We start from the raw sequence: 14,286 nt of genomic DNA, 5'->3' as shown, positions 1-14,286 counted from the left end.
CGTCTCCTTACGCTTTTTCCAGTTTCATGGCCAACTCTTCCCATTGCTTGAGTAGAGTTTTACTGACGCCCTGATTAGCCATGAGCTTAACCAGTAATTTCGCGGTCATGACTGGGTGACCTGTTTCATTTTCGGATAAAATTTCCTGCGCTTTTTCTATCAGATTTTTCTGAAATAGTGCTCTGATCGTGCGCCACAGTACTGGGTCATACCAAGGGCTGATTCTTAGCAATAGAAACAGTATTTGCTGTAACGCCTCTGCTTCTTGCCCAGGTTTTTCTTCTACCCAGGTAAAGGCCTTTTTCTCGACTTCCGTTCTGGGCATGCGGAATTCACCAATGACACGCAGGCTCAGGAAGCGTTTTATAACGTCGTCTTCATCAACAATAACGCCGCCTCGGTCGGTTGGTGAGTTGGCAATGTTGAGAATATTATTGTCTGACGAGCTGACCGTGGTATTACTGTTCGTTGGTTTCTTAACAGGAGGGAAATCAAACCCGTTCGCTAAAACAATACCGCTTACCTGGGTTTCGGCAGCGCGTAGCGGACGTCGCACATAAAGCAGGGTGTCTTCTTCTGTTGCATTAAAAATAGCGCGCCATCCGGCTTCATCGGTATCCAGCTGGTGCGGTGCTGGTCGTGGGTAAATAGTAAGGCGTAAGGGATCAAAAGCTTTCAGCTTGCGCTCAATGATATTGGGATCACGCTCAAGTTGAGATGCATAGCGCCCGTAGTTCTGATTGCTGAGTGGCACCAGGATCATAATATCGACCGCTTCACTGGAGGTCAGGTCAACCGCAGGAAGTGGTAATGATTCCTGGAGAAGCAGATCGACTTCGGCCATTCTCACCGGAGCAATATGAATCTGGTAATTATCGGGAAAGTAACTCTGAACAGCGCGCTCAGGGTCAACGCAGGCTTTGGGCATAGAACCGGCTGCGGGCATCAGACTGAAATAATCACTGGCTGAAAAATCCAGTGCCAGGCCTCCTGACTCTCTGTGTTCAAGCACGTCATAAAACAGACTTTCATGCTGACGGTACAGGTCTTGTTTCATGGAAAGGTCTGCACCATCGCGACGGTTAGGGTGGCGCAATAATTCAGAGTCCAACCAGAGCGGAGTGTCGTCACGCACCGCTAAAATACCTAAAGGCAAACTATCGCCGGGAATCATATCCGCGACTAGCTTATTATCCTGAAGCGCGCGGATGAGGCTGGCCCGGGTATGAAGTTCACTCTGTTGTGCCAGTGGTATCGGAAGCGGCACAAGCCCAAGCTGAACCGCTTCAGTTACCGACGCATATTCGGCGCCGCGTTTGCTCGCCAGATCGGTTGGAAATACTTCCGCAAGATCCGTCGCGACTTCGACATAATTGAGAACCACGGCGTACAGTCCGCGGTTAAAACGGCGGTACTTACCTTTGTTCAGCTGAGATATCAGAGCGGAGTCTGTGACGTTGACCGTTAATTGTTCATCAAGCTGAAGAATCCGCCCGTGTCGGGTCACACCATAGCCAGCCTCCAGGCTAAGCAGACCGGAGTATCGGTCGAAGCTGAGTTCGAGACCCGAGGCAACACCTTCACCAAGCACCTTACCGGCCTCGCGGAGACGTTCATCCAGGTATATCTGATCGCGCTCAAGATCTTCGGCCGTCAGCAGGCGTCCATCGAAGTAATGCGTTCGTGTCAGACGGGAATCTATGTCTGCAATTTTTTCCATCGGGCGGCTGGCGGCCAACGGATTACCCAGTGGTTGGAAGAGTATCTCAGTCATGGTGTCTCCTTGCGCTCTGTGAGTCCGTTAGTTGTTATTCTGCGATTGGCGATTCAGCCAGGCGAGTTGGCTGGGCGTTGTTAAGAACGGACGCACAAGATTATTAATCTGGATTCGCATCGGGTTGATAATCGGGTCTCCGGGTTGGCTGGTTTCAATCCGGATCCGGGCAAGCAACAGTCTTGCGCCTGCATCTAATTCATCAGCGAGGTTCGTTGTGCTGAGTCCACTTCCATCGAGCGCATGAAGCAGTCGGGCGTGCATCTTCAACTGTGCTTCGGCTTCGGGGCTGGTGGCGGTCGCAGCCTGCAGTGTCTGCGTTTCAATACTGCTTAGTGGCGGCATGGCATCACTGACGGGTTCGTGACTGGACCACGGGTGATAACGGTCATCCTCGGGTGGCAGTCTTTCGGGGATGAGTTCCAGCTGAACACTGTCGGCAGTACGCGCCGGCTGAACGGCGTCTGTATTCAGATTGAGTTTGCGGGCTAATACCGGCTGGCGGGCAATCGCGCAGTCTTTGTGACGGATGCAGACTTTAAGCCACAATACTTCTGGCCCGCCGTCATAGCCTTCGAGCAGGTGCGCTTCCGATTGAGCTTCAACCCATTGTTTCAGATCTATGCAGTAGGCTTCGTGCAGCATGACTTCGCGGCCAAGCCCATCGATGGCGACGCCGGGGCTTACATGCAGACGCACACTGACGTCGTCGTTGGCGTCCGGATGAGTCTCTGGTGTCATAGTGACGTTCAGACCTGCAAGGGTACCGAAGCCCTGTAGCCAGTACTGGTGGCGTGTCAGTCTACGACGATGATAGGCCTGCTCGTCACGGGTTGCTTCAAGCCCAAGCATCATGCCTGCTTCGTAAGACACCCGACGCAGGGGTTCAGCCAGTTGGTCGTCCTGTTCTAGCGTCGGTAGATCATCCATCTCAGACATAAGGCCTCCTTTTAACTCTGCCTTTAATTTTGTGTTATCAACTCAGGCGTTGATTGATGTCGCTGGGTGAAAATGCCAATGGGTTCATCAGCAGATCGGTACGACCAATATGGGTTTTATTAATCTTCACTTGCTCATAACCCGGGCGTTGCTCAAGCCAGGTATCGATACTGAGAAGAGGTGATGTCCCTAGAATAAAGGGTTGTTCTGTTTCGATAATTCGCCATTGAAGGTGCGCGGGTAGCTGCGCTTCCAACATGGATTCAATTTCCTGACGTTGCTTACGGGCATCGCCGTGCAACAGGATGCTTACTCTGTGCGCATATTTCTCGAAGAACTCAGTCACGGCCTGACGCTCATCTTCTGTTGCTATTTCTGGTGCGAACAGCGCAAGGAATTCTTTGGCGCCCATTTCAGAAAGAATCAGGCTGTCACCCACAATGCTGTTCCCACTGATTCCGGTACCAAGCGTAAGCGGGTGATCTGAATCATCCATGTGTACCCCGAGAATGGTGGCCATGGCTCTGCGCAGGCGGAAATTCTCAGTCACGACGACGCTACCATTCTGAACGCCGCCATCTGTGACGATATCCAAAGCAAGATTTAATGCCGGAAGTGTGCCTTTGCGCTGTTGTATCAGGGTCGCGTTTTCCAACCAGCGGCGACGGCGTCGCTCTGGCCAGTGAGACGGAATTGCCTCTCCTACACTCTGTGCCAGCCAGTTCAGATTTCCGGAAGGCGCTGCCATCGGGTGAAGGAGTTGGTCTGCTGCTGCGACCCGGCCCTCCAGGGGGGTGAGAATACTCTCGAAGCTCGCCAGCAGACGCTCCCTGACATCGGCACCGTTGGCAGGGCCGATTGAATTTTCCGGTGTCGGGCTTTCTTCCTGACGGAACAGCTCGGGGAGATACGCTTCCTGATAGGAAAACCGCGGAGAATAAACGCGGATAGCATGAATCTCTGGGGTCCTCCGTCCGCTACCAGTCAGGTGCAATTGCAGTTGCAGATACCGCCCTTCGAGGTTTCTGACCCGCCCCTCTGGGCGTTGTAGGAGAACCTCGAACAGTCCGCGTCGATCTTTTTCATAACCTGATAATGCATTCTGAAAAGGATGCTCTGAAGGCAGAGGATTCCATACTGGAGCAGGCTGCATATGAATATCAGCCTGGCTGCGGGCGTCGTAATCATCGAATACCCGTGCACCAATTTCTACGCTGCAGCCAGCGGGTATACAGGCGTCAATATATACCCTGTGCCAGACAGTACCGGGCGTGCCCGAGTCCAGAACTTCCCGGAGCAATGCTGAGGCGCTGTCTTCATAGCGTGGCTGGCGCAGTACATGCAATTCACGCGGTCTTGGTGAGAACCCCGGATAATCGTCATCTTCTGGCGCTTGATAGCGAAGCTGACCATCTGCGCTACTGGCAAAACGTGGAACCGCGAGGTTGACCATGGGGTAGCGTTCGTAAATCAGCCGGGCAGAACCTGACCCATCATCACCGGACGCCTCAAGGCGAACGACCGGACAGTCCCGCTGAACGAAGCCAGGATCATCACTCTGTCTCGGAGCCAGTAAAGCGAGGCGGCCATTACCGGCAAAACCGATATCAATCGCAAACGGACACGCTTCGTCGACTGAGTACGCAAGTAAGGGAGTCTCTGGATTATCGCTCAGTGTGCGCGAGAGTATTCGTTGCTTACCTGTGCCGTCGTGAATCAGGACGTACAGGTAATGATCGTCAGAACACAGACCTAGCGGTGACCAGCCTACAGGCAGCTGCTGTTGCCAGTGGCACGTCAGTGGCGCAGGGTTGATAAATTCTGGTTCGAAGCGTGACGAATCAGGCGCATACGGTGCGGGCAAAGGTTGCCCATCGCAGAACATCAGACTGGTCGCCGACACCACCCAGATACGTTCTTCATTATCTACCTGGCTTCGCACGGGTTCTTCAGGCAGGGTGCAGCTCGTTAACCAACGCTTGCCGAGATGAAATACGGTCAGTCCATGCAGTTCATTTTTATCAGTGTAAGGCAACGCCATACGGCCGCTCGAATTCAGCGTCATATCGGTAAACTGGCAGCCCTCGGGACATGAGAAACTTGTTCCCGTGTCGTGATCCAGTGTCTCCCAACCGCGTCCACCGTTGCAGATTACAGTATCGCCGTCGTCGTTGAGTAGGGCGACCTGATAGTGCTGATCAACTGCCATGGGGGCGGCGCTCTGCCATTGCGTCAGAGCATCTGCCTGAGTTTCCGGAAGCCGCAACGATTGCTTCTGCCGTAGCATTAACGCCTGTTGATCCGGGTGCCACTCCATTCTGCTGGAGCCTTGCCGCAGTTCATCTTCGGTACGGAGTAAAAAGTAGGGAGTATTGTTCGCGTCCATCAGCACACATCCGGAACAACAGGTATCGCAATTTCGTAGTCGCCCTGATCATCGCCAGTAAGACCATCGCGAATTCCTTGAGGGAATGGCGGTAACAGATGGTTGGCAATACTGCCGTGTCCATTCGGCGAGCCCGGTGATCCGTCACCAGCAGAGCCACTGGCGCCCACATAAATACCAGCAAGTTCAGGCAGCTGAAAATCATCGAGCATCAGGCTCTCATTTGCCGTTAGTCTGCGCCATGCTGGTTTTCCTTCGTCATTAGTTCCCTGAGCAAATATTGAAATTGCATTAACCGACAAAACGCCGGGAATGCGTGCTGCCTGAGTCATTAATTCATTCGCACGGACTGTCGCGCCGACAGGCCAGCCGGTACCTTTACTTCCACCCGGAGCGAGAGGCGACAGATATTGAGTAACGGTTTCGGCCACTTCATTTAATGTTTCGCGTTCGGTGGATGGATCTCTGACCGACACCAGAATACTGACCGCCATAGGGACAAATTGCGGGCTGAGCACGTACAGCTCGGTGCCCACCATGCAGCGGTTAATCAAATAATTAAAAACGTCTTTCAACAGTCCACGGGTAGGGCGAGGCCAGTTATTAATGCTGACTTCTGTCGGCGGCAGTACAAATATACTGATGGCTCCGGGAACGTCGCGTTGCGCTGCGGCGAGCGTTGCGCCGGGTAAAAAGCCTTCTTTTACTTCGGCACGGGCAACCGGACTGACTGGGTTGTTCAGGCAGAGCGCCTGAAAGTCGGTCGCGGTAACAGCGCGGTTACGGTGAGTGAGAAATTGGGGGATACGGCTCTCGGCCTGAGCGAGTGACTCGGCATCGCGACCGCCGCTCAATGGCCACTCGTGACGCACTCGTAAACGGGAGCTGCCATCAACGATCTCTTTAATTTTTCCCGCTGGAAGATTACCTGAGTTTCCTCCCCCGGAACGATATGATGCGACGCGTACGCGAGCGCCTTTTGGGGGGCGGAAACCAGAATCCAGACCATCGCCAAAATAGACAAGACCCGATGCTGCATCGAGGCGATAAACCCTGGCATCCTCACTTTGACCTGACGTGAAATCCATACCGCGCCAGGTCGACCAGGCACCATTTTCTTCGACCTGAAGTTCCAGAGATGCGGCATCAATATCTGTATCGGGAAGTTGAAGCACCTGCTCAGGTAGTCCTGTGCCTGTGCCGATCAGGAGATCATTACGTTGCCCCTGAGCGACGACATCGACCGCATTAATGGTGAGGTAAGCAAGCTTCAGGTCGGGTTCATCAGGAGAGCGAAGGCGGACCCAGAAGGCCACTCGCTCTGCGGCCTCATCGTCCTCAGGAGCCGGGGGCAAACTGCTCGTACCGTTAAACATCGGGTCTGCATTAGCAAAACCACTGAATAAGTCCGGATTCGCCGGTAACCTGAGCGTAACAACACCGGTTTTACGTCCGCCCATGGAGGAATCACGGATAACTTCCAGAGGGAGAAAACGGGTTTTTCCGTCTGGCGTTTCAGACATCAGCTCCCAGACCAGATGACGCGGATACAGGGTGCTTTCGCTGTCGACGATAAAGTCTTCTTCCTGAAGCGAATCTGCAGGGGCTATTCCAACATTAAGCCGCAGGCCTGAAAAAGACGAGCGCAGTGCGGTCATCTGATCTGATAAGGGTTTCGGTGCAATACAAGCCAGATAGAAACTCTGATCCAGTGTATGACCAATGCTCAGGGTTTCCTGCCCCAGCGAAAACTGTCGGGCGCGAAACGGTTTAGGCATCTCGCCTGCACGTAATCCGTACTGTTCGTGCAGATCCTGGAGTGTCATCCCCATGGCTTCGAGATCGCCGGGGCTGAGCAATTCTTTAATCAATACACTTAGACTCAGGCAGGTAGGCTGTACCTCGTTGGACGTCGATAATGTGACTTTCCCGGCACGTAGCTGACTCCCTGCCGGAAGATAATCAGGTAACGTCAGACTGTTAGGGCTGGCATCTATTGCTACAAAGCCAGTCGCAGGTACCGCCGGGCGAACTGGAATCTGGAGGAGGTTTAAAAAGACTTTGCGCTGGCGTTCAGGAATAAGGTTGGCGCGATAGATAATGGTCTCGGTAAGCCAGGCAAACAGATCAACAAATGCATGCACCGGATCTCCCGGTGCAATTTGGGTAAGCTCCGGCAAGTGACCGGCAAGGCGTGTTCTGGCCTCTGCAACCAGATCATCAAAGCGGCGATCGTCCAGATTTGGAACAGGTAATGGCATAGCCGTAAATCCTCCTTACACGCCCAGATTCAGGCGCAACCCCAGCGACGCTGGTGTCTGGTTATGTCGCAGACGGTAACGAATATTGATGTGCACTTCGGCCAGGTTGTCCTTTGCTGTCGTGACATCAACGCCGTCTACCTGTACGCGTGTCTCCCACACGGCCAGTGATTTTTTTACGACGCCCGCAATCAGGTTGCGCGTCGTTTCATTGTTGGGCTGATGAATGAACTTGAGCAGCCCAGCGCCAAACTCCGGACGTTGAATACGTTCGCCGGGGCGGGTTAGTAAAATATTGAGCATATTCTCTCGAATACTGTTGTCGTCTTCCGACCAGCTCAGGCTGCCGTCACTGTTAATTGAACCCAGAGGCCAGCTGATTACTTTAGGTACCGGTGTACGAAGCGTCATCCATCAGATCCTTTTGGCATTTTCGGAAAGGGCAGGCAGATTTTTACCCACGGCATCCAGAAGAAAATAATATTCAGCAGCGATACCATGATCATTAACAGAATCATGGCGACGATGGTGATAACAGGCAGGCTGAAAGAGCATATCCATTGAATGCCTGCTCCGAGATCAAAATTGCCGCTGACCGTGTCTTCGCTGATGCCTTTTTTGAATTTAAGCGAGTTGACCAGAGAGAAGGTGTCTCCCGGAGTCAGTATGCTTGCGCCTTTAGCCAAGCCGCGCTTTAGGTCACGCATAGAGGGCATTGGAATCAGAGAAGGGCGACTCGCCTCCGGATCAAACGTGGCAGCGACACGGAAGGTCGTTGACTGACAGTTCTGATCCGCCCAGGTAATCTGCTCGTGCCGCTCATCATTGACGGATCTGACGAAGGGAATAATCCGGAATAAATCGTCAGGTCCCTGAGCAAATTTCGGTAGTGGAATTTCGAGTGAGGTTGCCAGAGTCAGATCACGCAGGCGCTGACCGAGTGACGAACGCATGGATTCCGCCTGACTCTCGGTAAATGCCAATGAATCGCTAAGGCTTCCCTGGCCGTTATGTAATGGTAATGCAGGAATATTACCAAGACGATTCATGCCGCCCGCTGCATCAGCCAGATCGCTGACCTGTGCGGCCCAGCGTACCAAGGGGTTATTTTCTTTATCGGCAAAGCACAGCCGTAGGTAGTCAATCAGGCTGGTGGTGCGGTAAACGGGAATAAACTCTGCATGAGAGAAGTCGAACGGGTTATGAATACCAGTGCGCATTTTCTGCATTTTTAGTAGGTAAATCGGAATACGTCTCCAGGCATCAGGATCATAGAAATAGATTTGATCACACAGGGTTTCGAGTTGTTGGTTATCCGCTCTGTCTTCCTCTCCGAGGTGATACCGATGTATCAACTGCATTAAGAGTTCTGCAAATGCAGCGGTTGGCCGACCACGGTCAAGGTGAATGCGGTCCTGATCGGGGTTCCATGTCTGGTTGGCCCCATTTGAATATCCAAATGGCCAGGGTAGGTTTGCAACAGCAAGATTATTAATATCCTGAACATCACTGGTATCAAACTGAACGTTTCTTTCGTAATAGAAGCCACCCAGGGGTACATATCCAAAGAGCAGGGTGCGGCACTTTCCCTTGCTGTCTTGGACCTTAACAGGATGAAGTGGGTGTACTTCTTCACCACTGAATACAGGGGATGAAGTCCGTTTTTGCAGTAGACCGTTAGGGCACAGCCTGCGGTTGATATCCGGGTCGGCAACGGGGCGTTGACGGCTTTGCCATCCCACTGCTTCCCCTTCTTCAATGATCCAGGCTTGCTGTCCCGTTGGTTTTTCTTTACGGATCACAAAGCCCGCCGAGCTGATTTTTTGTGGGTCTAACGCCGGCATTCCTGGTCGGTGACAGGCAACCTCGCAGCAGACAATATGAAAGGCACGGTGGGTGGGTAATCTGAGCACAGGGTGTCTATCGTGCTGACTGTGTCGCTCTTCCTCTAACCAGCGGCCAAACTGAACGGCATTAAACCGCTGTTGCTGAATGTCCTGCTGAAAACGATTAATAAAATCAGGATCGAGGTAGCGTAATAATGTCGCTTGCTGGCCATTCTCAAAGAAGGCAGGCTGAAGTTTTACATCGTGCAGAGAGTGTCGTTTAGTCATCATTATCTATGCCCCTTTACCAGATATTTCCGGCACCCGGCGTGTAGGTCGTCCCTACTACGGAGGTGGCAATGATGGTGTCGCACTGTACGACGCCACTGAATTTAGACATGCCAGCGTCGACCTGAACCATGGATGCACTGACATTTACGGTAGCTGCGTTGATATTCACCGGCCCTGAGCTGTCGATATCGATACTCGATGTGCTCAGCGTTACGGTTTGTGCGCCTCTTTCGATACGAATTTCGCCACCACTGCTTTCATCAATAGTGATGTTGTATCCAGAGCGTGTTGTCAGGGATGCTTTTGGCTCCTCATCACTGAACTCAAATACTGTTCCTGATGGTGTTTTAACTGCGTATTTTTCTTCGACGGGTGTGGCTTCTTCGGGCTGACTTTCCGCGCCTTGCCAGACACTCCCGAGCACCATGGGCATGTCGTGACTGATAAAACTGACGACCACGATTTCATCGAGGCGCGGTAAGAAGCTGGTACCGTAATCCTGACCTGCTGAAGGCACGACAACACTGGCCCAGAGTTCGAGAGAGCTGGCCTGCATTCTGACTTTGACGCGCCCGCGTCTGTCCGGGTCCTGGTTATCAATGACCTGGGCTATCTGTAATGCCTGCAATTGTCCGGCGGAGTGCGTATTCATTGCGTACTCCAGTCGGCTTTATTTACTTTCAGGTGTGTTTCAAATCCAGAACGTCTATCAAACCTGTGCGTGCAGTGAATAACCTGATATTTACCAAGCAGCCTTGAGGACACACCGCTCAGCTCGATCTCGCGTCCAGAGGTCAGTTGTGGAATGCCCTGACATGCAATATCACCCGATATAAACCGCTTAGCCTGACGTTGAAAATGTGCCTTAGCGTAGGCTTCTGCTTCGGCCTGAGACCGGGCAAACGGGTGGGGCAGAATCTCTTCGCCGTCCCAGGATAATTGGTCCAGGCTTTCAGCTGCCGAGGTCTCGCCCGGGACCGGCGTCATGCTATCGGCGTCGAAATTTACTTCTTCAGCCGTGGCGAGGTTATAACCCTGAGTACGTGATTGGGTGATCTGATGATTGAGGTCGGCTAGCAGGCGCAGTTGTAAAATATTGTCCTGAACATCCAACGCAACAGGCGAGTTATCTTCAGCCTCAGGCCGGGCCCGCAAACTTGATCCCTCGAGACGCGGAGAGATATCGAAGCGCTGACACAGTCGCAGTATAAAGGCGAGATCACTTTCATTAATCTGGTGCCAGGTATCGGTAATAGCAGATACCTGAATATCACTCTGCAGGCCGGCGTCACTGGCGATGGTTTGCAGTATGTCGTCAGGAGACTGGTCTTCCCAGGCCTGGCTTTGGCGATGGCGGGCCAGGTGATGCAGTTTATCCTGAAGTAAAAGTGTCAGTTGGGGAGCACCCTGGCCATACTCTTCTTCGACTGCGGTGATTTCGCCACTGAAAATGAGCTCGGGCTCGGGCTGGCCGATATGAATTTCAATCGCTGCCCCGGGCAGGATATCGCTGAACAGGAAATCCGGCTCCTGAGCGTCTTTGCTGAGTCCCCAGTTATTCACCTGTAATTCCGCATGTGCGCAGCCGCTAAGACCCAGATTGACTACCATACTGCCAATTGCATCGCTCAGGTCTTCACGATTTTCCCCGTCGACGTTGATCGCCGGAGCACTGCTGTAAAATGCCTCAGGAATCGCCATTGCTATTAATCCACCTGCAAGCGTTCTTGGCGCTGTTGTTGTTTTTCAAGCAGACGCAGCATGTCCTGCGCGACCGGTGGCACAGTCTGCTGAGATGATGGTCGTTCTGCAGCCGTCTGAACGGGGGTTGCAGGAACATCCGCGATAACTTCATCAATGATGACGGGCATGTTTCTCCCTTCCCTTGAATATCGACGTGAATTTATTCAAAGCCAACTCCGTTATCCGTTTTAATCCGCGATTTAACCGAGGTGGAAACCTTTGCTTCTACGTTAAGTGTGACGGCAGCTTTCAGTGCCGCTGACAGCCCGGCTCGTGGCTTACAATCTGGCGTAGGCGTCGCTAATACCGGTACGCCGGGCATGCGCGGATTTTCAATCCCGTTGTACTCTGCGGTATCGCGCCAATTGCTTTTTCCTTCGCTCGGGCCCGGAACAGGCTCTGTTTCCTGTTCTTTTGCTTTCGGTTTTGCCGGAGGCTGATTGCTGTCTGGATCATTCTGAGTATCAGGTTTAGCACCCGATTCAGCGTCCGTATCTTTCCCTCGCGGGGACAACTGCGGCATGGCTGGTTTTGTAGGATCTGAAAAATCGCTGGTCTGGCGGAACTGAAAGCGATCTTCTTTCAGTTTTAAGGCCAGCTTGGCTCGTAGAGGCGTACCGCCCGGCGAAAAGTAATCCAGCGTTTCATCGTAACTTTCGATCATGCCAATGAATTCGAACGCGCCCCACTGAAATAAGCATCGTTTCGGGGCCTTCATGTCGCTGCCCGACTTTTCTGGCTGAATGAATTGGGTTGCAATTTCTCCTGTCAGATTACGAACGTCGGAGCCTTGTTCGTAATTCGCGTCTTCTTCTTTCCGTGTGGTATCAAAGATCAGCTCCAGGCTCAGACTTGATGAGCTCTTTTCAACGAACTGAGCAGCACTGCTGCTGCCACTTTGTTCACTCGCTTTCAGTGTGTTCGACAGGTTGATTTTCAAGGTCACCGGATTGAACTGCACATCAATGGCGTTCTCCATATCCGGCTCATCGTTTTCTCCCGTCACCGGGATTAGCTTGCCGCGCTCAGGTACCGTCATGGTAGGGCCCCTTGAGTGTTGGAGTTTGCTGTAGAAGACTGGTCATCAGCCTGCTTGGTCCGCTCGAGCTCCAGCCCCTCGTGAACCAGCTGGACCTCTTCAATCGCGACCTGACTGGCAGTGGAATTCAGGTCAGGTCCTTTAAACTTGGTTGCCATCACGCCGGTGAGCTTCCAGGTCATCACTGGATTGTCTTCACCGTTCTGGGTCTGATGTCCGAGAACAATAATTTCGCCGCTGAGACGATAACCGTAATTAGCACCGCGTGTGGTTGCATCGAACCAGCTCCATAAATCATTGATGCTGGTGACTCCGCGTTTGAGTGTCATGGGCGCAAACTTGGTTTGACCCGTGCGGTGAATTTCGCCCCAGTTACGGCCACCTTCCTGAAATGTTTTTGGTTCCATGGTCAGTTCGAAACCGCTGACTTCGCTGAACTTTCCAGAGCACAGGAGTGTATTTTCTTCTGAGTCATACAGGTTGACCTTAAACCGGAAAGGAACAAATACGTCGGCAACAGGATTAGACACTGCGCACCTCCGTTTGCCAGTCAGTACCTGAGTTGGTAAACGTCAGTCGAATCCGGTCAATCGGAAGTGCCGGCGCAATTTCTATTTCCAGAAGCAGAGTGCTTTCACCTGCAGGAATCTGACGCAAGCTAAAGGCGTGTTCTGAACGTTCTCCACGCAAAGCTCCCCTTTGCCAGAGCTGCCGTAAAAAATGCTCGATCAGGAGTTTCGGCCGCGGGTCGTTAACATCGGAATTAAAAACGAGTTGCTCACCAAACTGGCGCAACTGTCGGCGTAGATATCCCATCAGGCGCATGAGTTCGGCAGAGCGATATCCGTCGAATCGATCGAGGCTGGCTGCGTGGCGATAATCATCGGCAGGCAGGGCAGGGACGCATAGCCGTTCATCGTCCAGTTCGATCCGGTTGTTACGTAATTCAAGAATCGAAATTCCTGGCCTTTCCCTGAGGCTGACGACACCGGCTCGTTTTATGCGGGGGTAGGGCAGGTTTTTAGACACCATGGGCTGCCCGGCTATAGATCGCCATGGACCTGCCGACCTGGCAGTCGCCGCTTGTTTGCCAGATACGATACCAACGGGTGAGAGTAGTGCTCTCCCCTGACCACGAAGGTAGGGGTAAAAAAACTGTACCTGCCGTAGATGATGCGCAGCATCGGACAGTTGCATGTTGGTCAGTAATTCAAGAGCCTCCGGATCGGCATCCGGGCTGTCGATTTCACTGGCGTAGGCGAGAGGAAGTGTCAGCAGGCACTGAATATCCGGGCGGTAGCGGGTAAGCCAGTGTAAGACTTCGCGCAAAACCCGCTGAAATTCTATCGGTTCGGGAAGATCATCCAGTGCCATTTCTGAGGTGTTCCGCCGTTCGCGATGATCGTCGTCGAGTGACTGAGAGCAGGGTAAAAAGGCTGGCTCTGGATTATCCAGACGGACACGGGGAATGTCGGGCAGTCTTGCCGGAATCTGTAGTCGCTCAAGATCGGGAAGACAAATAGAGCCCACAGAGGGCACTGCAAGCAGAGTCGCAATGCCCCGTAGGGTGCTGGTGTCGGTCAGATCGGTATTCTCAGTCGCGAAAAAGCCTTGTTGCGATTCTTCTTCCGGTATTACTACGACCCAGAGCCGATGGCCTCCATTAGCAAAGAAATCTTCGACGCAGGGAGCCAGCCAGGCGAGGTTTCCTGCCAGTGAACTTCGATACTGTGCGGGCGCACTGGCTGCATCCGGAAAGATATCGTGAAACTCCGACGCTGAATGCAAAGGGAGCGGCAGGTGATACAAAGTGGCAATGGCCGGATTGGTGAGGATCTGATCAATGACCTCACCGAACCCTGCCTGACGAATGGCTGCAAGAGCATCTTTCAGCGCCAGTAACCGCTCAGGGCGTACACGCCCCGGGCAGTGTCCGAGCATAGCGACTTCCAGTGGCAGCGCAGAGTCGTTCTGCGGCCTGGGGGTCAGCTGAATCCGTCGTGCCAGTAAATCCTGCATCATTGGCG

Annotated in this window: 12 protein-coding genes; all 12 read right to left on the bottom strand. The window is 52.9% G+C overall.

Annotated features, from left to right (window positions below; translation table 11 throughout):
- Window positions 1–7: 7 nt before the first annotated feature.
- The 12 genes from B2R29_RS05350 to B2R29_RS05295 are packed head-to-tail and all read right to left on the bottom strand — an operon-like array spanning window position 8 to window position 14,281.
- The gene (locus B2R29_RS05350) at window positions 8–1,774 is read right to left on the bottom strand and encodes a hypothetical protein (protein WP_301180122.1); all 1,767 of its coding nucleotides are present in this window, start codon (window positions 1,772–1,774) and stop codon (window positions 8–10) included.
- A gap of 27 nt (window positions 1,775–1,801) precedes the next feature.
- Window positions 1,802–2,713, bottom strand: coding sequence for a hypothetical protein (locus B2R29_RS05345; RefSeq protein WP_301180121.1), 912 nt, complete (start codon window positions 2,711–2,713; stop codon window positions 1,802–1,804).
- A 37-nt stretch (window positions 2,714–2,750) separates the two neighbouring features.
- The gene (locus B2R29_RS05340) at window positions 2,751–5,099 is read right to left on the bottom strand and encodes a phage tail protein (RefSeq protein WP_301180120.1); all 2,349 of its coding nucleotides are present in this window, start codon (window positions 5,097–5,099) and stop codon (window positions 2,751–2,753) included.
- Entirely contained in the window at window positions 5,099–7,360 is a 2,262-nt protein-coding gene (locus tag B2R29_RS05335) for a baseplate J/gp47 family protein (protein ID WP_301180119.1), read from the bottom strand. The genes B2R29_RS05340 and B2R29_RS05335 overlap by 1 nt, the downstream gene beginning before the upstream one ends.
- Before the next feature lie 15 nt (window positions 7,361–7,375).
- Window positions 7,376–7,771, bottom strand: a complete 396-nt coding sequence (locus tag B2R29_RS05330; protein ID WP_301180118.1) for a GPW/gp25 family protein — start codon at window positions 7,769–7,771, stop codon at window positions 7,376–7,378.
- Window positions 7,768–9,477, bottom strand: coding sequence for a hypothetical protein (locus B2R29_RS05325; protein ID WP_301180117.1), 1,710 nt, complete (start codon window positions 9,475–9,477; stop codon window positions 7,768–7,770). Before B2R29_RS05325 ends, B2R29_RS05330 begins: the two co-directional genes overlap by 4 nt.
- 13 nt (window positions 9,478–9,490) lie before the next feature.
- Window positions 9,491–10,129 (bottom strand): phage baseplate assembly protein V, encoded by a 639-nt coding sequence (locus B2R29_RS05320; protein ID WP_301180116.1) that lies wholly within the window; start codon window positions 10,127–10,129, stop codon window positions 9,491–9,493.
- Window positions 10,126–11,178, bottom strand: coding sequence for a phage late control D family protein (locus B2R29_RS05315; RefSeq protein WP_301180115.1), 1,053 nt, complete (start codon window positions 11,176–11,178; stop codon window positions 10,126–10,128). Before B2R29_RS05315 ends, B2R29_RS05320 begins: the two co-directional genes overlap by 4 nt.
- A gap of 5 nt (window positions 11,179–11,183) precedes the next feature.
- A complete protein-coding gene (locus tag B2R29_RS05310) occupies window positions 11,184–11,348 on the bottom strand; it encodes a hypothetical protein (RefSeq protein ID WP_301180114.1) in 165 nt (54 codons plus the stop codon).
- A gap of 32 nt (window positions 11,349–11,380) precedes the next feature.
- Window positions 11,381–12,259: a hypothetical protein gene (locus B2R29_RS05305; protein WP_301180113.1), complete on the bottom strand. Its 879-nt coding sequence runs from the start codon at window positions 12,257–12,259 to the stop codon at window positions 11,381–11,383.
- Window positions 12,256–12,789, bottom strand: a complete 534-nt coding sequence (locus B2R29_RS05300) for a phage tail protein (protein ID WP_301180112.1) — start codon at window positions 12,787–12,789, stop codon at window positions 12,256–12,258. The genes B2R29_RS05305 and B2R29_RS05300 overlap by 4 nt, the downstream gene beginning before the upstream one ends.
- A complete protein-coding gene (locus B2R29_RS05295; protein ID WP_301180111.1) occupies window positions 12,782–14,281 on the bottom strand; it encodes a hypothetical protein in 1,500 nt (499 codons plus the stop codon). Before B2R29_RS05295 ends, B2R29_RS05300 begins: the two co-directional genes overlap by 8 nt.
- Window positions 14,282–14,286: the final 5 nt, after the last annotated feature.

The sequence above is a fragment of the Thalassolituus sp. UBA3500 genome (assembly GCF_002377545.1).
GTDB lineage: Bacteria > Pseudomonadota > Gammaproteobacteria > Pseudomonadales > Oceanobacteraceae > Thalassolituus.
Note: the sequence above shows the minus strand (reverse complement) of the source record. Positions and strands in the feature narration are given on the sequence as shown.